The sequence below is a fragment of the Streptomyces sp. NPDC050263 genome (assembly GCF_040655955.1).
Classification (GTDB): Bacteria; Actinomycetota; Actinomycetes; order Streptomycetales; family Streptomycetaceae; genus Streptomyces.
In genome coordinates this window covers 55,419-77,704 of the sequence record NZ_JBFAKW010000034.1, presented here as the reverse complement: position 1 = coordinate 77,704, position 22,286 = coordinate 55,419, and the positions used below count along the sequence as shown (strand labels likewise).

Sequence of the window (22,286 nt, the reverse complement as noted above, 5' to 3'; positions counted from 1 at the left end):
TCGACACACCCCACCCAACGCCACACCCCGGCCCGAGGACACCCCCGGACCGGTCACACCATACGAATCAACGACCCGCGAAGTACGGGCCTAGAAGCGCGGCCGGGGGTTCGCGGCACCGCACCGATGAGTTCGCGGGCCGCCGCCGGTCCACCCTGTATGACCGACATGACGATCACCTTCGACCTCGGACCCCAGACCCGGATCGTGGCGCGCCTCGCGGAGGCGGTCCGCGACGAACGGCTCGCGGACGGTACGCCCTGCCCGGACTACGCCGTCCGTCACCTGCTCGGACATCTGACCGGGCTCGCCGTCGCCTTCCGCGACGCCGCCCGCAAGGACCTCGGCGCCACCACCGACACCCCTCCGGCGACCGCCGTGCCGGACATCGGCCCCGGCTGGCGCGCGGAGCTCGCCGAAGCGCTCGACGAGCTGGCCGAGGCCTGGCGCGACCCGGCCGCCTGGACCGGCATGACCCGCGCGGGCGGCGTGGACCTGCCCGGCGCGGTGGCGGCCGCCGTCGCCGTCGACGAACTGGTGATCCACGGCTGGGACCTGGCCCGGGCCACGGGCCAGGAGTACCGGCCCGACCGGGCGGCGCTGTCGGCGGCGCACGAGTTCCTCGCCGCCGCGGCGGCCGAGAACGACCGCGGGGACGGCATCTTCGGCCCCGTCGTCAAGGTCCCGGGCGACGCCCCCCTGCTCGACCGCGCGGTCGGCCTGAGCGGCCGCGACCCGGCCTGGACGCGCTGACCGACTCGGGGGGACAGGGCCCGGACGGACACCCGCCGATGCCGTAGACCCACGTAAACGGGGCGCGGCCGGCGGGACCGAAACGTACGCTCCCGAGCATGCCCCTCAGCCTCACCGTTCTCGGCACCGCCTCTCCGCACCCGGGGCCCGGCCGCCCCTGCTCCGGCTATCTGCTGCGCGGCGCGGGGGCCGAGGTGTGGGTGGACGCGGGGCCAGGATCGTTCGCCGAGTTGCAGCGGCACACGGACCCCGACCGGCTCACGGCGATCTGGATCTCCCACCTCCACGCCGACCACAGCGCCGATCTCCTCGCCGCCGCCTACGCGTTCGCCTATGGAGGGATGGCCCCGCCGGCCCCGATCCCGGTGTACGCGCCGCTCGACTGCGCCCGCCGCGTGGCAGGCTTCCTCGGCCGGTCGGACGTACGGTTCCTGAGCGAGTTCCTCGACTTCAGGGCCCTGTTCGACGGGCACTCCGTACGCCACTGGAACCTGCGGCTCAGCTCGCGCGCGATGGCGCACGGCACCGAGGCGTACGGGTTGCGCGTCGAGTGCCAGGGCAGCGTGCTGGCGTACTCCGGGGACACCGGGCCGTGCGACGCGCTCACCGAACTCGCCTCCGGGGCCGAGCTGTTCCTGTGCGAGGCGGACATCGACCGGCATCGCGAAGGCGAACGCGAACAGCAGGTCCATCTCACGCCGGAGGACGCCGGCGAGGCCGCCCGAAAGGCGGGGGTGCGCGAGCTGTACATCACCCATGTCGGACCCACGCTGACCCGGAAGGACGCGACCGCCCGCGCCGCGACGGCCTTCGGCGGCCCGACCCGCACCGCACGCGAGGGCGAGACCATCCCCCTCTGACCCACCCCGCTCACACTTCCTTTGTCAGAAGCATTGACGAAACACAGGGCTGCTCCTACCTTCAACGCGTCGTACTTCGTACGTCATATATGAGACGCGATATGTGAGATCCGATGAGATCCGAGAGGCGCGCATGACCTCTGTGCCCACGCCGATCCCGTCCCGCACGCAGTACGTGCTGGAGGAGATCAAACGCCGCATCCTCGCCGGGCGGTTGACGCCCGGTCAGGCCCTGGTCGAGACCGAGCTCGCCGCGCAGTTCGGGGTGTCCAAGACCCCGGTGCGCGAGGCGCTCAAGACCCTGGCCGGCACCGGACTGGTCGTCATGAGCCAGTACAAGGGCGTCACGGTGCGCATGGTGGACGCGGACATGGCGCGCGAGGTCTACGACGTACGCCTGCTCCTCGAACCCGAGGCGCTCAAGCGGGCCGTGCGCCGAGGCGCCTCCCTGGACGCCGCGCGTTCCGCGCTGACCAGGGCCGACGAGGCGACCGACACCGCCGAACGGTCCCTGGCCAACCGGGAGTTCCACCGCGCCCTGTATCTGCCGTGCGGCAACCCGCTGCTCGGCCGGATGCTCGACGAGGTCCGCGACCAGGCCGCGCTCGTCTCCGCCGTCGCCTGGGCGGCCTCGCCCTCCTGGGAGCGGGAGGCCGGTGAGCACCGCGAGATCCTGCGGCTCGCCCTGGCCGGCGACGCGGACGGCGCGGGCCGCGCGCTGCACGCCCACATCGCGTCCTTCGTGCACCGGGCGTTCCCCGAGATCGCCCAAGAGGCGCAGCTACCTGAACAGGAAGGCCGGGAATGAGCAGCGTGGCGTTCGAGACCCAGCGGGCGGCCCTGGCCGACGTGGTGGCGATCCCGGTGACCCCGTTCGCCGAGGACGGCTCCGTCGACGGCGAAGCCCACCGGGCCCTGCTGCGCCGACTGCTCGACGGCGGGATCACCACCCTCACCCCGAACGGCAACACCGGCGAGTTCTACGCCCTCACCCCCGAGGAGCGGCGGCTCGTCACGGAACTGACGATCGACGAGACGGGGGATCGTGCGACGATCCTCGTCGGCGTCGGCCACGACGTGCCGACCGCCGTCGCCTCCGCCCGGCACGCCCGCGACCTGGGCGCGCAGATGGTGATGGTCCACCAGCCCGTCCACCCCTACGTCTCGCAGAGCGGCTGGGTCGACTACCACCGGGAGATCGCGCGGGCGGTGCCCGAGCTGGGGGTCGTCCCGTACATCCGCAACGCGCAACTGCTCGGCGACCGCCTCGCCGAACTCGCCGACGCCTGCCCCAACGTCATCGGCGTCAAGTACGCCGTCCCGGACGCCGCGCGGTTCGCCGCCTTCGCGCGTGACGCCGGTCTGGAGCGCTTCGTCTGGGTCGCCGGTCTCGCCGAGCCGTACGCCCCCTCCTACTTCTCCGCGGGCGCCACCGGCTTCACCTCGGGGCTCGTGAACGTCGCCCCGGCCGTTTCGCTGAACATGATCGAAGCGCTTCGATCAGGGGATTATCCGGCCGCGATGAAAGTGTGGGAACAGATCAGGCGCTTCGAGGAGCTGCGGGCCGCGGGCGGCTCCGCCAACAACGTCACCGTCGTCAAGGAGGCCCTTGCCTCCCTTGGCCTGTGCCGCCGCGAGGTCCGCCCGCCGAGCCGGACGCTGCCCGAGAGCGAGCGGGCCGAGGTCGCCGCCATAGCAGCCGGATGGTCCATATGAAGCGCTTCGACGATCTTTCAGGCGATCTTCCGGCCGATCTTCCTCAGCAGCATCAGCGGCGGCGTCCCGAGGACCTCAGAAGTCACCAGTGGTACGGCACCGACGGCCTGCGCTCCTTCAGCCACCGCGCCCGCACCCGCCAGCTCGGCTATCTGCCCGAGGAGCACCTCGGCAAGCCGGTCATCGCGATCCTCAACACCTGGTCGGACATCAATCCCTGTCATGTGCACCTCCGTGATCGGGCCCAGGCGGTCAAGCGGGGCGTGTGGCAGGCGGGCGGCTTTCCGCTGGAGTTCCCGGTCTCCACGCTCAGCGAGACCTTCCAGAAGCCGACCCCGATGCTCTACCGCAACCTGCTCGCGATGGAGACCGAGGAACTGCTGCGCTCCTACCCGGTCGACGGGGCCGTGCTGATGGGCGGCTGCGACAAGACCACGCCCGCGCTGCTCATGGGCGCGGCCAGCGTCGACCTGCCGACGGTGTTCGTGCCGGCCGGGCCCATGCTGCCGGGCCACTGGCGCAACGAGGTCCTCGGCTCCGGCACCGACATGTGGAAGTACTGGGACGACAAGCGGGCCGGCCTCATCGGCGACTGCGAGTTGGCCGAGCTGGAGAACGGCCTCGCCCGCTCGCCGGGCCACTGTATGACGATGGGCACGGCGTCCACGCTGACGGCCGCGGCGGAGGCGCTGGGTGTGACGGTTCCGGGCGCGTCGAGCATTCCGGCCGTGGACTCGGGGCACGACAGGATGGCCGCGCAGTCCGGCATCAGGATCGTTGAGCAAGTCCATAGGAACCGTGTTCTCTCGTCGATCCTCACCCGCGACGCCTTCGAGGACGCCGTGACGACCGTCCTGGGCCTCGGCGGTTCCACCAACGCCGTGATCCACCTGATCGCCATGGCCGGCCGCGCCGGCGTGCAGCTCACCCTCGACGACTTCGACCGCATCGCCCGGACCGTCCCCGTCCTCGCCAACGTCCGCCCCGGCGGCCGGACGTACCTCATGGAGGACTTCCACTTCGCGGGCGGCCTGCCCGGCTTCCTCTCCCGGATCCCGGACCTGCTCCACCTGGACCGCCCGACCGTCTCCCACGACACGATGCGCGAGCAGCTCGCCGGCGCCCGGGTCCACAACGACGACGTCATCCGGCACCGGGACGACCCGGTGGCGAACGAGGGCGGGGTCGCCGTCCTGCGCGGCAACCTCTGCCCGGACGGCGCTGTCATCAAGCACATCGCCGCCGAGCCGCACCTGCTCAAGCACACCGGCCCCGCGGTCGTCTTCGACGACTACCGAACCATGCAACGCACCATCAACGAACCGGAGTTGGGCATCACCGCCGACACCGTGCTGGTGCTGCGCGGCTCCGGTCCGAAGGGCGGCCCGGGCATGCCCGAGTACGGCATGCTGCCCATCCCCGACCACCTGCTCAAGCAGGGCGTGCGGGACATGGTGCGGATCTCCGATGCCCGGATGAGCGGGACGAGTTACGGCACCTGCGTGCTGCACGTGGCGCCCGAGTCGTATGTCGGCGGGCCCCTCGCCCTGGTGCGCACGGGTGACTCGATCACTCTCGACGTCGAGGCGCGCTCACTCCAACTCAACGTGGACGAGGAGGAGTTGGCGCGACGCAGGGCGGACTGGACACCGCCGCCCACCCGTTCCGAACGCGGTTACGGCGCGCTCTACAACGAACAGATCACCCAGGCCGACACCGGCTGCGACTTCGAGTTCCTGGCCCGCCCGGGCAAGGTCGCGGACCCGTACGCGGGCTGAACCCACAGCAAGCATCACAGCGCACACGCCTGTACAGGGGGAAAGCGCTTCCTGCACGAGAACGAGAACGAGAACGAGCGCAACGCCACGACGCACGACCGGTGCACGACGCACGACCGGTGCACGACGCACGACGTACGCACGACGTAACTGAGAACGGAGAACAGTCATGGCCCAAGCCGCAGCCGTGGCGAAACCGCCCGCGCCCGGGCGGCGGCGCCGTGCCTCCGCCACGCCGCGCAGGCTGCCGTACCTGCTGATCGCGCCGGCGGTCCTGCTGATGCTGGGCTTCATCGCCTATCCGGTCATCAGCGTCTTCTACTACAGCCTCCAGAACTACAACCCCACCAAGCCGTGGCGGAACGGCTTCGCGGGCTTCGACAACTTCGTCAAGATCTTCACCGACGACCCGCAGTTCTGGGACACGCTGACCTTCAGCGCCAAGTGGGTCTTCGTCGAGGTCGGGCTGCAGCTGCTGTTCGGTCTGGCGCTGGCGCTGATCGTCAACCAGACCTTCGTCGGCCGCTCGCTCGGCCGCGCGCTCGTCTTCTCCCCGTGGGCCGTCTCCGGTGTGCTGACCTCCGCGATCTGGGTGCTGCTCTACAACTCCCAGACGGGCGTCACCCGTTATCTCGCGGACATGGGCATCGGCGAGTACGGGACCAGCTGGCTGTCGGACACCTCCACCGTCTTCCCGGCGGCGATCATCGCCGATCTGTGGCGCGGTGTCCCCTTCTTCGCGATCCTCATCCTCGCCGACCTCCAGTCCGTGTCCAAGGACCTGTACGAGGCCGCCGAGGTCGACGGAGCCAGCCGCGTCAAGCAGTTCTGGTACATCACCCTGCCCCACCTCAAGGACGCCATCGTCCTGTCCACGCTGCTGCGCATGGTGTGGGAGTTCAACAACGTCGACCTGCTGTACACGCTCACCGGCGGCGGCCCGGCGGGGGAGACCACCACTCTCCCGCTCTACATCGCCAACACCAGCGTCGACGCACACAACTTCGGCTACGCGTCCGCCCTCACCACGGTCGCGTTCGTGATTCTGCTCTTCTGCTCGATGGTCTATCTGCGGCTGAGCAAGTTCGGAGGAGGCGACAAGTGATCACCAAGGAGGCCACCGAGGTCAGGCCCGTCCCCGTGCACGCGCCCCGAGCCGCCGACAGACGGCCGTCCAGGAGAAAGCGCGCCTGGGACGAAGCTCCGCGCTGGCAGATCTACCTCCCCCTGACGATCTATCTGGTCTTCACCCTCGTCCCCTTCTACTGGATCCTCCTCTTCGCGCTCCGCCCGGCCGGCTCGACGGCACTCGTGCCCTGGCCGATGACCGGCGAACACTTCGAGAAGGTCTGGAACGAGCGTGACTTCGGGATCTACTTCCAGAACAGCGTGATCACCGCGGTGGCGACCCTGCTGCTCACCACCGGCGTCGCCCTGGCGGGCGGCTACGCCCTCGCCCGCTTCGACTTCAAGATCAAGCGCGGCTTCATGCTCGCCCTGCTGTGCACCCAGTTCGTCCCGGGCGCGCTGCTCCTCGTACCGCTCTTCCAGATCTTCGCCGAGCTGAAGATGATCAACTCGCTCGCGAGCGTCATCATCGCCGAAACCGTTTTCCAGCTGCCTCTGTCGATGATCCTGATCAGCGGCTTCATCCGGAACGTGCCGTACTCCCTGGAGGAGGCCGCCTGGGTGGACGGCTGCAACCGGCTCACCGCCTTCCGGATCGTCATCCTCCCCCTGCTGCGGCCCGGGTTGATCGCGGTCGGCTCCTTCGCGTTCGTGCACGCCTGGAACCACTTCCTGTTCGCCCTGATGTTCCTCTCCGACCAGACCAAGCAGACGATTCCGGTCGGCCTCAACACCCTGATGAGCGGGGACAGTGTCGACCTGGGCGCGCTGGCCGCGGGCGGCATCATCGCCGCCGTCCCCGTGGTGATCGTCTTCGCCTTCATCCAGAAGTGGCTGATCACCGGCTTCAGCGCGGGGGCGGTGAAGGGATGAGGACGGAGACGCGTAAAGGGGTGAGGCTCCGTCAGATCGCGGTCGCGGCCGCGGTGTTGGGTACTCTCTGCGTCCCCGCCCACGCCGAGGCCCGCGACATCGGCCGCGACACCCTGCCCGCGAACGACGGCTGGGCCGCCGCGGGACAGGGCACCACCGGAGGCGCGGCCGCCGACGACGCCCATGTCCACACGGTCACCGACCGCGCCGGGCTGGTCCGCGCCCTCGACGGCGGCAGCGACACCCCGAAGATCATCAGGATCGCCGGGACGATCGACGCCAACACCGACGACGACGGCGACCGCCTGGACTGCGCCGACTACGCCACCGACGGCTACCGCCTGAAGGCGTACCTCGCCGCGTACGACCCCCGCACCTGGGGCGCCGCCAAGCCGAGCGGCCCGCAGGAGGAGGCCCGGCAGGCCTCGGCCGCGAAACAGGCCGAGCGGATCGTGCTGCCTGTCGGCTCCAACACCACCATCGTCGGCCTGGGCAAGGGAGCCGTCCTCAAGGGCGCGAGCCTCCAGGTCAAGAACGCCGACAACGTCATCCTCCGCAACCTCGACCTGCGCGACGCCTACGACTGCTTTCCCGTCTGGCAGCCCAACACCGGCGGCCTCGGCGACTGGAAGACGGCGTACGACAACATCTGGCTGACCGGCGCGACCCACGTCTGGGTCGACCACATCACCGCGAGCGACCAGGGCCACCCGGACGAGGACGAGCCGACCTGCTTCGCCCGCAACTACCTCCGCCACGACGGCCTGCTCGACATCACCAACGGCTCCGACCTGGTGACCGTCTCCTGGAGCCGGTTCGCCGACCACGACAAGGCGATGCTCATCGGCAGCGGCGACACCGCCATCGGCGACCGCGGAAAACTCCGGGTGACCGTGCATCACAACCAGTTCGAGTCCGTCGTCCAGCGCGCGCCGCGCGTCCGCTTCGGGCAGGTGCACCTGTACGACAACCGGTACGTGGTCCCCGAGGGCGCCGACCACCGCTACTCGCTCGGAGTGTCGACCGAGTCCGCGATCCACGCCGAGAACAACGTCTTCCACACCCCGGGGCACGTGGAGGTCGCCGACCTGGTCAAGAGCTGGAACGGCACCGTCCTGCATCAGACGGGCACCCTTTTCAACGGCCGGCCGGTGGACCTCCTCGCGATCTACAACGCCTACAACAGCGGCAGCGAGCGGGATCTCACGGCGGACGTCGGCTGGACGCCTACCCTGCACGGAAAGATCGACAGCGCCGCGGCAGCCGACCGCGAGGTGGCACGCGGCGCGGGCGCAGGGAGGATCCCATGAGCACCGCAGAACCGATGAACGCACCGGTCCCGATCGTTCTCGCGGGCGCGCGCGGCCACGGCCGCTGGCACCTGGACAACATCCGACGGCTCCAGGACAAGGGCATCGTCCGGCTGGCGGGCGTCTGCGAGCTGACCCCGCTGACCCCGGCCGAGATCCCCGAGGGCCTCGGCGCGCCCGAACAGTCCGCCGACTTCGGCACGCTCCTCGACACGACCGGCGCCCGGATCGCGGTGATCTGCACCCCGATCCCGACCCACACCGACCTGGCCCTGATCGCGGCCCGCAAGGGCGTGCATCTCCTCCTGGAGAAGCCGCCCGCCCCGTCCTACGCCGAGTTCCGCCGGATGGCCGACGGGGTCGCCGAGGCCGGCGTGGTCTGCCAGATCGGCTTCCAGTCGCTGGGCTCGCACGCCGTGCCCGCGATCCGCAAGCTGATCGACGACGGTGCGATCGGCGCGGTGGACGGCGTCGGCGGCGCCGGAGCCTGGGCGCGCGCCGAGTCGTACTACCGGCGGGCGCCCTGGGCGGGCAAGCGGCGGCTGAACGGCGTCGACGTGATCGACGGGGCGCTCACCAACCCGCTCGCGCACGCCGTCGCCACCGCCCTCGCGCTGGCCGGCGCCACCCGCGCCGAGGACGTCACCGGCATCGAGACCGAACTGGCGCACGCCAACGCCATCGCCTCCGACGACACCTCCTGCGTCCGCGTCACCACGGCCGACGGCCTCCGGATCGTCGTCGCGGCCACGCTCTGCGCCGAGGACCCCGACGACCCGTACGTCGTCGTCCACGGCGGCCGCGGCCGGATCACCTACTGGTACAAGCAGGACCGCGTACTGCTCCAGCGGGCCGGCCACGGCCCCGAGGAGCTGGAGTACGGCAGCACCGACCTGCTGGAGAACCTCGTCGACCACCTCACCGACGGTGCGGAGCTGCTCGTCCCGCCCAGCGCCACCGAGTCGTTCATGCGGGTCGTCGAGGCGATCCGGACCGCCCCCGACCCCGTGCAACTGCCCGACGACGCCTGGCACTTGCTGCCCGACGAGGACCGACGGGTCGTCCCCGGCATCGACGGGCTCGTCGCGGCCGCCGCCGACACCCTCGCCCTCTACTCCGAACTGGGCGCCCCCTGGGCGTTCACGACCGCGCACCCGAAAGAGGTGAGCCCCTGATGACCGCACCGGCACCCGACTCACCGGTCGTCCTGCGTGTCGCCGGCCGCCCGGTCGGCCGCTATGCCACCCGGCCCGAGCTGCCCGCCCGGCTCTCCCCGCGCCCCTATCTGCACCCCGTCACCACCCTGGCCGGCACGGCGGTCACCGAACTGAGCCCGGCCGACCACTCGCACCACCTCGGCGTCGGTGTAGCCGTACCCGACGTCGAGGGGCACAACTTCTGGGGCGGCCGCACCTACGTCCGTGACCAGGGCCCGACCGAGCTCGACAACCACGGCGCCCAGCGCCACGGCTCCTTCCAGCTCCGCGACCCCGACGGCTTCGTGGAGGAGCTGCGCTGGGTCGCCTCCGGAACGGAGCTGCTGCGCGAGCGCCGTACGGTCGCGGCCACCGAACTCACCGACACCGCATGGGCGTTGGACTTCACCTTCTCCCTCACCAACGTCACCTCCGACCCGCTGTCCATCGGCAGCCCGGCGACCAACGGACGCCCCGGCGCGGCCTACGGCGGCTTCTTCTGGCGCGCCCGGAAGGAGGACGCGGCCCCCGACGTCTTCACCGCCGGGGCCGAGGGCGAGGCGTCGGTCCACGGGACCTGCGCCGACTGGCTCGCCTTGGCCGGCGTCGGCTGGACGCTCGTCTTCGCGGGCGCCACCGACACCACCCGCCGCGACCCCTGGTTCGTCCGCACCGCCGAGTACCCGGGCGTCGGCTCCTCGCTGGCCTCGGCCGAGCGGCTGCCGATCCCGCCCGGCGAGACGGCCGTCCGCCGGATCGTCACCGTCGTCGCCGACGGCCGCCCAGGCCGCGGCGAAGCGGCGGCCCTGGTCAGGAAGGCGGTCAGCCAGTGACGGACGAGCAGCCCGGGACGTACACGAACCCGATCCTGAACGCCGACTGGTCCGACCCGGACGTCGTGCGCGTGGGCGACGACTTCTACCTCACCGCCTCCAGCTTCGGCCGCGCCCCGGGCCTGCCGCTGCTGCACTCGCGCGACCTGGTCAACTGGACGCTGGTCGGCCACGCCCTCGAACGCCTCGAACCGGCCGACGAGTTCAGGATCCCACGCCACGACTGCGGCGTCTGGGCGCCCTCGCTCCGGCACCACGACGACCGCTTCTGGATCTTCTGGGGCGACCCGGACCAGGGCGTCTTCCAGGTCAACGCCCCCGAGATCAGGGGCCCTTGGACCCGCCCGCACCTGGTCAAGGAGGGCAAGGGCCTCATCGACCCCTGCCCTCTGTGGGACGAGGAGACCGGCGATGCCTACCTGGTGCACGCCTGGGCGAAGTCCCGCGCCGGCGTCAAGAACCGGCTCACCGGCCACCGGATGCACCCGGAGGGAACGGCCGTCCTCGACGAGGGCAAGCTGATCGTCGAGGGCGACCGGATCCCCGGCTGGTTCACCCTCGAAGGGCCGAAGCTCTACCGGCACGACGGCTGGTACTGGATCTTCGCCCCCGCCGGGGGAGTGGAGACCGGCTGGCAGGGCGCCCTGCGCGCCCGGGACTTCTTCGGCCCCTACGAGGAGCGGATCGTCCTGGAACAGAAGGACACCGAGGTCAACGGCCCCCACCAGGGCGGCTGGGTGCGCACCGCCTCCGGCGAGGACTGGTTCCTGCACTTCCAGCAGCGCGGCGCCCACGGCCGGGTCGTCCACCTCCAGCCCCTGCGCTGGGGGACGGAAGGCTGGCCGGTCATCGGCGACGAGGGCGCCCCCGTCCTGGAACACCGGCGGCCCGACCTGCCCGCCGGGCCGCCCGCCGCGCCCGCGACCGACGACGACTTCCCCGGCGGACGCTTCGGCCGCCAGTGGTCGTGGACGGCCAACCCACAGGACGGCTTCGCCACCCAGCACTCCGCCGACGGACTGCGCCTGACCTGCGTACGGACGGCCGACGCGCACGATCTGCGGACCCTGCCGAACGTCCTCACCCAGCGTCTGCCCGGGCTCCCGTCCGCCGTCGAGGTGGAGCTGCGGCTGCACAGCGAGGAACCGGGAGCCCGGGCCGGCCTCGCGGTCCTCGGCGACGCCTTCGGCTGGATCGGCCTCCAGCGGGGAGCCGACGGCGCCGTCCATCTCGTGCACCGCTTCGCGGAACCGGTTGCGGAAACGGAGCGGGACGCGGCCCACCCACGGCTCGCCCCCGAGGGCCGGGCCCGACTGCGGATAGAAATCGGTTCCGGAGCGCGTTGTCGGTTCGCCTACGACGTCGGCGACGGCGCGGGTCTGCGGTATTCGGGTCCCGTCTTCGCCGCCACCCCCTGGCGCTGGGTCGGCGCCCTGCTCGGCCTCTTCGCCCTCGCGCCCGTCGGGACGGGACACGCAGGGGCGGCCTCGTTCGACGAGTTCCGGATCAGACCTCTCTGACTCACTTTCCCTGTACGCCTGGGAGCCGCAATGACGCACTTCCCTAGCAAGCGCTTGCCGAGACCGGGTGCGGTCCTGGCGGCCGTCGTCGGTCCGGCGGCGTCGCTCTGCCCGGGCGCCGTCGGCGATGCGAAAGCCGCAGCCGGGCCGACTGCCGTCGGCGATGCGAAAGCCGCAGCCGGGCCGACGGCCATCGGCGGGACGATGGCCGCAGCCGGGCCGAAAGCCGCCGACGGGGCACCGGCCGCCGTGGCTTCCGCCGCTACGGCGGCCCGCTGGACCGACCGGGCGCACGGCTTCGCCTCGCTCGCCGGCGCCACCACCGCAGGCGCCGGCGGCAAGGTCGTCAGCGTCGTCGACCAGGCCTCGCCGGCGCGGTACGCGGCCGCCGAGGAGCCGTACGTCATCCGGGTCAAGGGCGCGGTGGCCGCCGAGCCCTTCGGCTCCGACACCGTCGTGACCTCGAACAAGACGATCGTCGGCGTCGGCGACACCGGCGAGATCGTGCACGGCGAACTGCATCTGAACCCCGGCACGCACAACGTGATCATCCGCAACCCGACGATCCGCGACTCCTGCGTCGAGGGCGACGTCGACTTCGTCCACGGGCGGGCCGCCACCGTGATCGACCGGTCGGTCATCCGGCTGCTGCGCCGCGGATCGGCCACCGACAACGGTTACCTGACGGCCGCTTCGACCTGGACCGGCAACCCGTACGGGTTCCTGATCACCCGGCCGGGGGTCGTCGACGACGCCCCGGCCGACGCCTTCCGCCTGGGCCGGCCCTGGCGTCCGGGCGGGGAGCCGGCGGCGGTCGCGCAGGTGCTGATCCGGGACACCGAGCCGCCGGCGGCGGTCAAGTCCGCGCCGTGGACCGACATGAGCGGCTTCTCGTGGCGGGACGCGCGGTTCGCCGAGTACCGCAACCACGGGCCGGGCGCGACCGGCTCGGCCGACCGGCCGCAGCTGAGCGACGCCGACGCGCGGATGTACACCGTCGCGATCCACCTGAAGGGCACGGACGGCCGGGCGCCGTCCGCCCCCACCGGCGCCACCCGCTGACCTCACCGCCCACTGCCCCCACGACCCGCCCACCGCCCCACCCATTGACCCCCCACAACTTCATATTCCGTCGGGATCCAGAAGAAGAGAGCCGAACACATGAAGAGCAGCATCCGCAGAAGCAGGCGCGCCGCCCTGGCCGTCGCCCTGGGCTCCGTGCTCGCGCTGACCGCCACCGCCTGCGGTGACGACGGCAGCGGCGCCGCGGGGGACAAGGGAGGCGACGGCTCCGGCAAGGGCGAGATCACCTTCTGGGACAACAACGGCGGTGTCCGTACCGATATCTGGAAGGAGATCATCGCCGACTTCGAGTCGGCCAACCCGGACATCAAGGTGAAGTACGTCGGAGTGCCCGCCGACAGCGTCCAGTCCAAGTACGACACCGCCATCCAGGGCGGCGGGCTGCCCGACGTCGGCGGCGTGGGCACCGCGATGCTCGCCGAGGTCGCCGCGCAGGGCGCCCTCGAACCGCTGGACGGCCGGATCGCGAAGAGCCCGCTGAACAGCCAGCTCAACACCAAGTTCCTCGACGGCGTCAAGGCGGCGGGCGTCGACGGCAAGACGTACACCGTGCCGACCTCCGCCAACAACGGCACCCTCTGGTACCGCACCGACCTGTTCCAGACGGCCGGTCTGGACGCGCCGACGACCTGGACGAAGTTCTACGCGGCCGCCGACAAGCTGACGAACAAGGACAAGAACGCGTTCGGGTACACCATCCGCGGCGGCGCCGGATCCATCGCCCAGGCCCTGGACGCCACTTACGGCCAGAGCGGCATCACCCAGTTCTGGAACGGCGACAAGACCACGCTCAACGACCCCAAGAACGTGGCCGCGCTGGAGAAGTACGTCGGCCTGTACAAGAAGGACACCCCGGCCGCCGACGTCAACAACGACTTCACCAAGATGGTCGCCCAGTGGGACTCCGGCACCATCGGCATGCTGAGCCACAACCTCGGCTCCTACGGCGACCACCAGAAGGCGCTGGCCGGCAAGTTCAAGGGCATTCCGGCGCCGACGCAGGACGACGGCACGCGCGTGCAGGTCTCCAACCCGGTCGACGGACTCGGGCTGTTCAAGTCCAGCAAGAACAAGGCGGCCGCCTGGAAGTTCATCGAGTTCGCCGCGTCGCACGAGTCGAACAGCAAGTGGAACAAGACCGCGGGACAGGTGCCGGCGAACCTCGAGGCGGCGCAGGACAGCTGGGTGCAGGAGTCCGAGGCGACGAAGCTGGCCGCCGAGGCGCTGGCGGGCACCACCACGAAGATCGTGCAGCTGCCCTACTACCTGCCCGACTGGAACACGATCTCGAAGGCCGACAACGAGCCGAACTTCCAGAAGGTGCTGCTCGGCAAGATGAGCGCGAAGGACTTCCTGGACACGGTGGCCGAGCAGTTGAACACGGCGCAGGCCGACTGGAAGAAGAACCACGCGTAGGTCGTGGTGTCGGCGGTGGGGAGCTGCGGGTCCGTCGTGGCCGGTCGCGCAGCTCCCCGCGCCCCAGGGAATTCACCGAACCCTCGTCGAGAGGTGCACTCGTGTCCCTTACCCGCAGGCAGGTCGCCTCGGCGGCGCTTGCCGCCCTCCCCCTCGGTGCGGCCGCCGCCGCACCCGCCCGGGCCGGCGCCGACCGGCCCCGCACGCTCTACATCGCCGGTGACTCCACCGCCGCGCAGAAGTACGCCGACGCCGCGCCCGAGACCGGGTGGGGCATGGCGCTGCCCTTCTTCCTCCAGGCGGACCGTCCCGTCGCCAACCACGCGGTGAACGGGCGCAGTTCCAAGAGCTTCGTCGACGAAGGCCGGCTCGACGCCGTCCTCGCGGCGATCCGGCCGGGGGACTTCCTGTTGATCCAGTTCGCGCACAACGACGAGAAGACCACCGATCCGACCCGCTACACCGAGCCCTGGACGACGTACCAGGACTACCTGCGCCGCTATCTCGCCGGCGCCCGTGCGAAGGGCGCGCGGCCGGTGCTCGCCACGCCCGTCGAGCGGCGCAGGTTCGACGCGGACGGGAACGCCCTGCCGACGCACGGCGAGTACCCGGCTGCCATGCGCGCGCTCGCCGCCGAGGAGCGGGTGGCCCTGCTCGACGTCCAGGCCCTGTCCCTCGCGCTGTGGCAGGAGCTCGGGGTCGAGGAGACGAAGACGTACTTCAACTGGACCGCGACCGAGCAGGACAACACGCACTTCAATCCGCCGGGCGCGATCGCCGTGGCGCGGCTCGTCGCACGGGAGTTGCTGCGGACCCGGGTGCTCGCGCCGTGCGACGTCCGCCGGCTGGACGACGAGATCCCGACGTCCTGGATCAGCTGGCCCGAGGCGCTGTCGTCACCGCTCGCGTAGCTGCTTTCGCAACCGCTTTCGCAACCGCTCTCGCAACAAAGAGGAGACCCGCACAGTGCGTACACAGATATGTCATGGACGCGTCATTGGTGCGCTGGTGGGATGCACCGCACTGGTGCTGTCCGTCACCGGCACGGCCTCCGCCGCCCAGGCGGAATCCACCTCCCGCTCCGCCGACCGCGACCTCGGCCGGCAGGTCCTCCCCGCGAACGACGGCTGGGCCTCGTACGGCACCGGGACCACGGGCGGATCGGCCGCCGACGCCGACCACGTCTACACCGTCACCACCTGGTCGCAGTTCAAGGCCGCCCTCGCCGCCGGGGGCTCCACCCCGAAGATCATCAAGGTGAAGGGCGTCATCGACGCCGTCGCGGAAGGATGTGACGCCTTCGCCGCGACCGGTTACGACTTCGACGCCTACCTCGCCAGGTACTCGCCCGAGGCCTGGGGCCTGGACACCGACCTCAGCGCCGAGCCCGACGACAGCCCGGAGGGCCTGCGGCGCGTCTCCGCCGCCGCCCAGGACAAGGCCATCAAGGCGAACATCCCCGCCAACACCACCATCGTCGGCATCGGGAAGAACGCCGGGTTCAAGGGCGTCAGCCTCCAGATCAAGGCCGTCGACAACGTGATCATCCGGAACCTGGCCTTCGAGTCGCCCATCGACTGCTTCCCGCAGTGGGACCCGACCGACGGCGACAAGGGCAACTGGAACTCCGAGTACGACACCGCCGTCGTCTACGGCTCCACGCATGTGTGGCTGGACCACAACACCTTCACCGACGGCTCGCACCCGGACAGCGCCGCGCCCACCTACTTCGGGATGCTCTACCAGCAGCACGACGGCGAGCTGGACGTCGTGCGCGGCGCCGACTACGTAACCGCTTCCTGGAACGTCTTCACCGAGCACGACAAGACGATCCTCGTCGGCAACAGCGACAGCGAGTCGACGGCCGTCGGCGACCGGGGGCACCTGAAGGTGACCTTCCACCACAACCTGTTCTCGAACCTGGTCGAGCGCGCGCCCCGGGTCCGCTTCGGACAGGTCGACTCCTACAACAACCACTTCGTCGCGAACGGCGACTTCGCCTACAGCTTCGGCATCGGCAAGGAGTCCCGACTCGTCGCCGAGCACAACGCGTTCACGCTGCCGACCGGGGTCAGCGCGGCCAAGGTGCTGAAGCGGTGGAACGTGGCACCGGTCACCGCCGCCGACAACTACGTCAACGGCACCCTCACCGACCTGATCGCCGTGCACAACGCGGAGATCCCCGGCGAGGTCCTCCAGCCCGGCGCCGGCTGGACGCCGACCCTGCGCACCGAGGTCGACCCCGCCAGGTCGGTCCCCCGGATCGTCGACTGCGGCGCGGGCGCCGGCCGCCTGGGCTGATCCCCGTCCCCTACGGCTGCCGGGGCGGTGCCTCGCTCCGCCCCGGCCCCTCAGCACCGCCACCAAGGAGCACCCGCATGCATCCCGTTTCAAGAAGGCGGTTCCTCGCCACATCCGCGGGAGCGGCCGCCGCGCTCGGCCTCGCCGCACCGCCCGCAGGGGCCGCGACGCCCGCCGCCGGCAGGCGCCCGTTCGGCCGCTTCGGCTCCCCGACCGCCCGGCTCACCGGCCAGACCCTGTACGTCGACCCGCTGGGCCGGGGCGACCACACCTCTGTCCGGGACGCCCTCGCCGCCGCCAGCGGCAGCGGCTGGACCCTGGTCTTCGCACCGGGCGTCTACCGGGAGACGGTCCTCCTCGACGTCACCCGCACCGAGGCCACCTGGATCGGCGCATCCGAGAACGCGAAAGACGTAGTGATCGTCTACGACAACGCCGCCGGCACCCCCAAGCCGGGCGGCGGCACCTACGGCACCACCGGGTCGGCCACCACGACCGTGCAGGCCGACGGCTTCACCGCCCGCTGGATCACCTTCGCCAACGACTGGCTGCGCGCCGACCACCCCGACATCGTCGGCACCCAGGCCGTCGCCATCAAGGTCCAGGGCGACCGCTCCGCCTTCCGCCACTGCCGCTTCCTCGGCCACCAGGACACCCTGTACGCCGACTCCCGCGCCCTGACCGCCTTCGCCCGCCAGTACTTCGCGGACTGCTATGTCGAGGGCGACGTCGACTTCGTCTTCGGCCGGGCCACGGCCGTCTACGAGCGCTGCCACTTGCGCACCCTGAACCGCACCGACCTGGCGGCCGCCCCGTACGGGTTCGTCTTCGCCCCCTCCACAGCGGGCGCCAACCCGCTCGGCTACCTGGTGACGCGCAGCCGAGTGAGCAGCGAGGCCCCCGACGCCTGCTACAAGCTGGCCCGCCCCTGGGTGCCCAGCTCCGACACCACAGCCCGTCCCTCGCTCACCGTCCGGGAGACCCGCCTCGGCCCCGGCATCGACGCGGTCGCCCCCTACGCCAACATGTCGGACGCCTTCCCCTGGCAGAGCCAGCGCTTCGCCGAGTACCGCAACACCGGCCCGGGCGCGGTCGTCACCGTCCCCGAGAACCGGCCCCGACTCACCCGGGAGCAGGCCGAGTCGGCGACCCGCGAGACCTACCTCGGAGACTGGCGACCGTGGAAGGACGGGTGCTGACATGCGCCGACGCACTCTGCTCACGAGCATCGTCGGCGTGGCCGGGACGGCCGGCACGGCCGGGGGCCTGATCGCCGCCGGCGCGCCCCCCGCCCTCGCCACCGGATCCCGCCGAGTCCTGCACGTCCGCCCCGGCGACTCCCTCCAGGCGGCCGTCGACGCGGTGACCGGCCCCGGCTGGACGGTCGTCGTCCACCCGGGCACCTACCGTGAGGTCGTCAACATCTCCGCAGGGGCAGGGGAGTTGACCCTGCGCGGAGCCAGCCGAGACCCACGTGCCGCCGTCATCGTCTTCGACAACGCCAACGGGACGCCGAAGCCCGACGGTTCGGGCACCTACGGGACCGCAGGCTCCGCCACCTTCACCTCCGCCGCCCCCGGGCTCACCGTCCGCGACCTCACCCTCGCCAACGACTGGCTGCGCGCCGACCATCCGGAGATCACCGGCACGCAGGCGGTGGCCGCCTGCGTCACCGGCGACCGCACGCACTTCGAGAACGTGCGTCTCCTCGCCCACCAGGACACCCTCTTCGCGGACACCACCGCGTTGGACGCCTTCGACCGGCAGTACTTCCACCGCTGCTACATCGAGGGTGACGTCGACTTCGTCTTCGGGCGGGGGCGGGCGGTCTTCGACGCCTGTCACTTCCACACCCTTCAGCGGGACGTGACCTTCACCCCCAAAGGCATGGTGTTCGCCCCGGCCACCGCCCGGGCCAACCCCTACGGGTTCCTCGCCCTGCGCGGCCGGATCACCTCCGGCGCCGAGGACGCGGCGTACAAGATCGCCCGGCCCTGGGTGCCGTCGTACGAGACGACCGCCTGGCCCTCGCTGGTCGTGCGGGACACCTGGATCGGCCCCGGGATCGACGCCGTGACCCCTTACGTCAACATGCGCGACGCCTACCCCTGGCAGACCATGAGGTTCAGGGAACATGCCAACTCCGGCCCGGGCGCGGTGATGACGGTTCCCGAAAACCGTCCGCAACTGACCGCCGAGGAGGCGGCCACGCACACCCGGCGCACCTATCTCGGGGACTGGAAGCCCTATGGCCGCCCGTGACCCCGCGGCGGTGGGCCGACGGGCGTTCGTGGCGGGGACCGGGGCCGCGCTGCTGGCGGGAGGAGCGGCCGCCACGCCCGCGCAGGCCGCTGCCGCCGCAGTCGTGGACGGGCCGCTGCCCGACTTCCACCCCGCTCTCAAGGCCGAGCTGAACTTCCCCCTGGCCTGGGGGAACTCCCCGATCCGCGACTTCGGGGCCTGGCGCCGGGCCGCCCGCGCCAAGGTCGAGGAGCTGCTGATCGTCGGCCGGGAGGACCCGGACCGGACGCCGTACGACCCCGAGTTCGGCGATCGGCGCCGACAGGACGGCTACACAGGGGAGTCGGTGACCCTCTCCCTCACCCGCCACGAACGCGTCCGCGCTCTGCTCCTCACCCCGGACGGCCCCGGCCCCTTCCCGGCCGTGCTCCTGCTGCACGACCATGGGGCGAAGTTCGACATCGGGAAGGAGAAGCTGGTCCGGCCCTGGTACGACGACACCCGGCTCGCCTCGGCGCAGGCCTGGTCGCAGCGGTACTTCAGCGGCCGGTTCGTCGGCGACGAGCTCGCCCGGCGCGGATATGTCGTGCTCTGCGCGGACGCCCTCGGCTGGGGCGACCGCGGCCCCCTCGGCTACGACCAACAGCAGGCCCTCGCCTCCAACTTCTACAATCTCGGCTCCTCGCTCGCCGGACTCATGGCCCGCGAGGACGTCCGCGCCGCCGGATTCCTGGCCGGCCTCGACCGGGTGCACGCGGGCAGGGTCGCGGCCGTCGGGTTCTCGATGGGCGCCTTCCGCCATGGACTGACGCGCACGGGCCACCAGAGCGCCTGACCCGTTGGCTTGACCCGATTTTTGCCCGCCGAACCGGCATCTATCGGGCAACGGGTCTCGCGCTCACCCGGGTGACGCGCGTAGAAAACGTGTCATGCATAAGCCACTGCGTATCGCGGCCGTCGCCGCGGCCTGCGCCGTCGCCGGCGCCGCCTTCTACGGCGCCGGCGCGGCGACGGCCGGCCAGTCCACGGCCAACTCCACCCACGAGCCCTACAACATCGGGCTCCTGGTGAAGGACATCGACACCTACTACGGGACCACGGCGGACGCGAACGGCGTCTACCAGGCGTCGCCGACCAGCCCGTACGCCAAGGACCTCGCGAGCATCGACAAGGCCGCGAGGAAGTACATCGACCAGGCCGCCCGCAAGGCGGTCAGGAAGGGCCACCGGCCCGCGGTCGTCTTCGACATCGACGACACGCTGCTGCTCAGCCTCGACTACGAGAAGCGGTACAACTACACGTACAACTCCGCCACTTGGGCGGCGTACGTGAACAAGGCCGACCGCCCGGCGGTGTTCGGCAGCCCCGAGCTGGTGCGGTACGCCGAGAACAAGGGCGTCGAGGTGTTCTACAACTCGGGCCTCGGCGAGGCGCAGCGGTCGGCCGCGGTCGACAACCTGAAGAAGGTCGGCGCCGACGTCAATCTCGACGCCGACCACATGTTCCTCAAGAACGCGGCGAACCCGCCGTCCTACCTGAGCGCCTGCGCCACCCCGGGCACCTGGACCTGCACGACCGTCCAGTACAAGTCCGGCACCCGCAAGCACATCGAGGACGACCTCGGGTACGACATCATCGCCAACTTCGGCGACCAGTACTCCGACCTCGAGGGCGGCTACGCCGACCAGAAGTACAAGCTGCCGAACCCGACGTACTTCGTCAGCTGACGCTCCGAGTCGATCGCGCGGGCCTGATCGACTCCAGGGTCGGCACGACCGGCAGGATGTCGCCGTCCGCGGCGAACCTCAGCCGGTCGACGGTCGTCTCGCGGTGCGTCCCGTCGCCGCCCGGCCTGCCGGGGCCGTTCAACGCGACAGGATCGTCCCCGCTCGGTCCACGGGCCGAGCGGGGACGGTCCCGTCGCGTAGGCCACGTGGTAGTCCTCGATCGGTGGGAGTGGGGCGGGAGGGGAGCGAAAGTTTCGATCTCTTTCGCCCGGACGCGGCAACCCTTTCCCGGCATGGCGGCGACTGGTGTGCAGAAACGGGCCGGGGCGGCCACTCCGGCCCGTTTCCTCCCATCAGCCTCAGCGAAAGGAACGCCCCGTGCGTTTGAGCACCGGACGCCACCGCAGAACGCGCACGCTCTCGATCGCCGCCGCGGTGGCCGTCTCCGCGGGGGCGGGCGGCGTCTACCTCGGTCTGTCCGACGGCGACGCGCAGGCCGCCTCGTCGACGGTCACGGTGTCCACCACCGCGCAGCTCGAGTCGGCCGTGAAGAACGCGACGGCCGGCACCGTCATCCAGGTCCGCGCCGGCACCTACTACCCGACGGCCACCCTCAAGTCGACGGCCAGCGGCACCGGTTCGGCCCGCATCACGCTCCAGGCCTACGGCAGCGAGAAGGTGAAGATCGACGGTTCCAAGCTGCCCGCCGGCTCCTGGCTCGCCGGCGTCTACGGCAGCTACTGGACCGTCCAGAACCTCACCTTCCAGTCCTCCCCGGCACAAGGGTTCGTCGTCACCTCTTCCACCGGCGGCATCTTCAAGAACCTGGTCACCGCGAACAACGGGGACTCCGGGTTCACGCTCCGCGGCGACAACACGGTGAACAACCTCGTGCAGAACCTGGACAGCTACGGCAACTACGACGCGGCCGGGCACGGACAGAACGCCGACGGCATCGCCGTCAAGTTCGGCTCGGGGACCGGCAACCGGATCACCGGCGCGCGCCTCTACAACAACTCGGACGACGGGCTCGACCTCTGGCAGTTCTCCACCGCGGTCACCATCGACCACTCGTGGGCCTTCGGCAACGGCAAGAACCGGTGGAGCGACAGCGCGTTCGAGGGGAACGGCAACGGCTTCAAGCTCGGCGGCGGGGGCGTCGCGGTGGCGCACGTCGTCAACAACAACGCGGCCTGGGACAACACGTTGAACGGGTTCACCGAGAACTCCAACACCGGGGCGATCGTCCTCAACCGCAACACGGCGTACGCGAACGCGGAGACGGGTTTCTACTTCGCCACGGGCAAGGCCCGGCTGGCCCGGAATCTCGCGGTCGGCAACAAGGGCGGGCTGTCGAAGACGGGGTCGGCGGCGGTCTCCGCGGCGAACAACTGGGACGGCGGGGTGTCCACGCCGGCGTTCAGGTCGACGGACGCGAGCAGTGCGTATGCCGCGCGGCAGGCGGGCGGTGCGCTCCCGGCGACGGCGTTTCTGACCACCGGGTCCACGACCATCGGGTCCACCATGAACTGATCGTCGGGTTCGGGGCGC

The 22,286-nt window shown here is 70.9% G+C and carries 19 protein-coding genes and 2 pseudogenes; 20 read left to right on the top strand and 1 reads right to left on the bottom strand.

Annotated features, from left to right (window positions below; translation table 11 throughout):
- The first annotated feature begins 159 nt into the window (after positions 1–159).
- From AB0J04_RS18095 to AB0J04_RS18005, 19 genes and pseudogenes are all read left to right on the top strand, one after another.
- Positions 160–753, top strand: a complete 594-nt coding sequence (locus tag AB0J04_RS18095) for a TIGR03086 family metal-binding protein (RefSeq protein ID WP_363169449.1) — start codon at positions 160–162, stop codon at positions 751–753.
- Between the two features lie 98 nt (positions 754–851).
- The gene (locus tag AB0J04_RS18090) at positions 852–1,613 is read left to right on the top strand and encodes an MBL fold metallo-hydrolase (protein WP_363169447.1); all 762 of its coding nucleotides are present in this window, start codon (positions 852–854) and stop codon (positions 1,611–1,613) included.
- Between the two features lie 133 nt (positions 1,614–1,746).
- On the top strand, positions 1,747–2,421 hold the full coding sequence (locus tag AB0J04_RS18085; protein WP_363169446.1) for a GntR family transcriptional regulator: 675 nt from the start codon (positions 1,747–1,749) through the stop codon (positions 2,419–2,421).
- Positions 2,418–3,329, top strand: a complete 912-nt coding sequence (locus AB0J04_RS18080) for a dihydrodipicolinate synthase family protein (RefSeq protein ID WP_363169445.1) — start codon at positions 2,418–2,420, stop codon at positions 3,327–3,329. The genes AB0J04_RS18085 and AB0J04_RS18080 overlap by 4 nt, the downstream gene beginning before the upstream one ends.
- On the top strand, positions 3,326–5,107 hold the full coding sequence (gene araD, locus AB0J04_RS18075; protein WP_363169444.1) for an L-arabinonate dehydratase: 1,782 nt from the start codon (positions 3,326–3,328) through the stop codon (positions 5,105–5,107). Before AB0J04_RS18080 ends, araD begins: the two co-directional genes overlap by 4 nt.
- 169 nt (positions 5,108–5,276) lie before the next feature.
- Positions 5,277–6,212, top strand: coding sequence for a sugar ABC transporter permease (locus tag AB0J04_RS18070; RefSeq protein ID WP_363169443.1), 936 nt, complete (start codon positions 5,277–5,279; stop codon positions 6,210–6,212).
- On the top strand, positions 6,209–7,108 hold the full coding sequence (locus AB0J04_RS18065) for a carbohydrate ABC transporter permease (protein WP_363169442.1): 900 nt from the start codon (positions 6,209–6,211) through the stop codon (positions 7,106–7,108). The genes AB0J04_RS18070 and AB0J04_RS18065 overlap by 4 nt, the downstream gene beginning before the upstream one ends.
- On the top strand, positions 7,105–8,418 hold the full coding sequence (locus AB0J04_RS18060) for a pectate lyase (RefSeq protein ID WP_363169441.1): 1,314 nt from the start codon (positions 7,105–7,107) through the stop codon (positions 8,416–8,418). The genes AB0J04_RS18065 and AB0J04_RS18060 overlap by 4 nt, the downstream gene beginning before the upstream one ends.
- Positions 8,415–9,593 (top strand): Gfo/Idh/MocA family oxidoreductase, encoded by a 1,179-nt coding sequence (locus AB0J04_RS18055; protein ID WP_363169440.1) that lies wholly within the window; start codon positions 8,415–8,417, stop codon positions 9,591–9,593. Before AB0J04_RS18060 ends, AB0J04_RS18055 begins: the two co-directional genes overlap by 4 nt.
- Positions 9,593–10,447 (top strand): PmoA family protein, encoded by an 855-nt coding sequence (locus tag AB0J04_RS18050; protein ID WP_363169439.1) that lies wholly within the window; start codon positions 9,593–9,595, stop codon positions 10,445–10,447. Before AB0J04_RS18055 ends, AB0J04_RS18050 begins: the two co-directional genes overlap by 1 nt.
- The gene (locus tag AB0J04_RS18045) at positions 10,444–11,967 is read left to right on the top strand and encodes a family 43 glycosylhydrolase (RefSeq protein ID WP_363169438.1); all 1,524 of its coding nucleotides are present in this window, start codon (positions 10,444–10,446) and stop codon (positions 11,965–11,967) included. The genes AB0J04_RS18050 and AB0J04_RS18045 overlap by 4 nt, the downstream gene beginning before the upstream one ends.
- 30 nt (positions 11,968–11,997) lie before the next feature.
- Positions 11,998–13,029: a pectinesterase family protein gene (locus AB0J04_RS18040; protein WP_363169437.1), complete on the top strand. Its 1,032-nt coding sequence runs from the start codon at positions 11,998–12,000 to the stop codon at positions 13,027–13,029.
- Positions 13,030–13,128: 99 nt separating this feature from the next.
- Entirely contained in the window at positions 13,129–14,466 is a 1,338-nt protein-coding gene (locus AB0J04_RS18035) for a sugar ABC transporter substrate-binding protein (protein ID WP_363169436.1), read from the top strand.
- Positions 14,467–14,567: 101 nt separating this feature from the next.
- Positions 14,568–15,377: a rhamnogalacturonan acetylesterase gene (locus tag AB0J04_RS18030; RefSeq protein ID WP_363169435.1), complete on the top strand. Its 810-nt coding sequence runs from the start codon at positions 14,568–14,570 to the stop codon at positions 15,375–15,377.
- A 55-nt stretch (positions 15,378–15,432) separates the two neighbouring features.
- Positions 15,433–16,767 (top strand): pectate lyase, encoded by a 1,335-nt coding sequence (locus AB0J04_RS18025; RefSeq protein WP_363169433.1) that lies wholly within the window; start codon positions 15,433–15,435, stop codon positions 16,765–16,767.
- A 77-nt stretch (positions 16,768–16,844) separates the two neighbouring features.
- Positions 16,845–17,966: a pectinesterase family protein gene (locus AB0J04_RS18020; RefSeq protein WP_363169432.1), complete on the top strand. Its 1,122-nt coding sequence runs from the start codon at positions 16,845–16,847 to the stop codon at positions 17,964–17,966.
- Between the two features lies 1 nt (position 17,967).
- Positions 17,968–19,029, top strand: a complete 1,062-nt coding sequence (locus tag AB0J04_RS18015) for a pectinesterase family protein (protein WP_363169430.1) — start codon at positions 17,968–17,970, stop codon at positions 19,027–19,029.
- Positions 19,016–19,807, top strand: a pseudogene (locus AB0J04_RS18010) (hydrolase); the annotation flags it as partial. The gene AB0J04_RS18015 and the pseudogene AB0J04_RS18010, both read left to right, overlap by 14 nt.
- 130 nt (positions 19,808–19,937) lie before the next feature.
- Positions 19,938–20,735 (top strand): HAD family acid phosphatase, encoded by a 798-nt coding sequence (locus AB0J04_RS18005; protein WP_363169429.1) that lies wholly within the window; start codon positions 19,938–19,940, stop codon positions 20,733–20,735.
- Here the strand turns inward: AB0J04_RS18005 and AB0J04_RS18000 are convergent.
- A pseudogene (locus tag AB0J04_RS18000) lies at positions 20,728–20,953 on the bottom strand (hypothetical protein); the annotation flags it as partial. The gene AB0J04_RS18005 and the pseudogene AB0J04_RS18000 overlap by 8 nt on opposite strands.
- A gap of 160 nt (positions 20,954–21,113) precedes the next feature.
- Between AB0J04_RS18000 and AB0J04_RS17995 the strand changes: the two are divergent.
- Entirely contained in the window at positions 21,114–22,268 is a 1,155-nt protein-coding gene (locus AB0J04_RS17995) for a right-handed parallel beta-helix repeat-containing protein (RefSeq protein ID WP_363169428.1), read from the top strand.
- Positions 22,269–22,286: the final 18 nt, after the last annotated feature.

Coding starts and splice junctions, on each gene's coding strand:
- AB0J04_RS18095 (WP_363169449.1), top strand. CDS start 160: ATGACCGACATGACGATCACCTTCGACCTCGGACCCCAGACCCGGATC.
- AB0J04_RS18090 (WP_363169447.1), top strand. CDS start 852: ATGCCCCTCAGCCTCACCGTTCTCGGCACCGCCTCTCCGCACCCGGGG.
- AB0J04_RS18085 (WP_363169446.1), top strand. CDS start 1,747: ATGACCTCTGTGCCCACGCCGATCCCGTCCCGCACGCAGTACGTGCTG.
- AB0J04_RS18080 (WP_363169445.1), top strand. CDS start 2,418: ATGAGCAGCGTGGCGTTCGAGACCCAGCGGGCGGCCCTGGCCGACGTG.
- araD (WP_363169444.1), top strand. CDS start 3,326: ATGAAGCGCTTCGACGATCTTTCAGGCGATCTTCCGGCCGATCTTCCT.
- AB0J04_RS18070 (WP_363169443.1), top strand. CDS start 5,277: ATGGCCCAAGCCGCAGCCGTGGCGAAACCGCCCGCGCCCGGGCGGCGG.
- AB0J04_RS18060 (WP_363169441.1), top strand. CDS start 7,105: ATGAGGACGGAGACGCGTAAAGGGGTGAGGCTCCGTCAGATCGCGGTC.
- AB0J04_RS18055 (WP_363169440.1), top strand. CDS start 8,415: ATGAGCACCGCAGAACCGATGAACGCACCGGTCCCGATCGTTCTCGCG.
- AB0J04_RS18050 (WP_363169439.1), top strand. CDS start 9,593: ATGACCGCACCGGCACCCGACTCACCGGTCGTCCTGCGTGTCGCCGGC.
- AB0J04_RS18040 (WP_363169437.1), top strand. CDS start 11,998: ATGACGCACTTCCCTAGCAAGCGCTTGCCGAGACCGGGTGCGGTCCTG.
- AB0J04_RS18035 (WP_363169436.1), top strand. CDS start 13,129: ATGAAGAGCAGCATCCGCAGAAGCAGGCGCGCCGCCCTGGCCGTCGCC.
- AB0J04_RS18020 (WP_363169432.1), top strand. CDS start 16,845: ATGCATCCCGTTTCAAGAAGGCGGTTCCTCGCCACATCCGCGGGAGCG.
- AB0J04_RS18015 (WP_363169430.1), top strand. CDS start 17,968: ATGCGCCGACGCACTCTGCTCACGAGCATCGTCGGCGTGGCCGGGACG.
- AB0J04_RS18005 (WP_363169429.1), top strand. CDS start 19,938: ATGCATAAGCCACTGCGTATCGCGGCCGTCGCCGCGGCCTGCGCCGTC.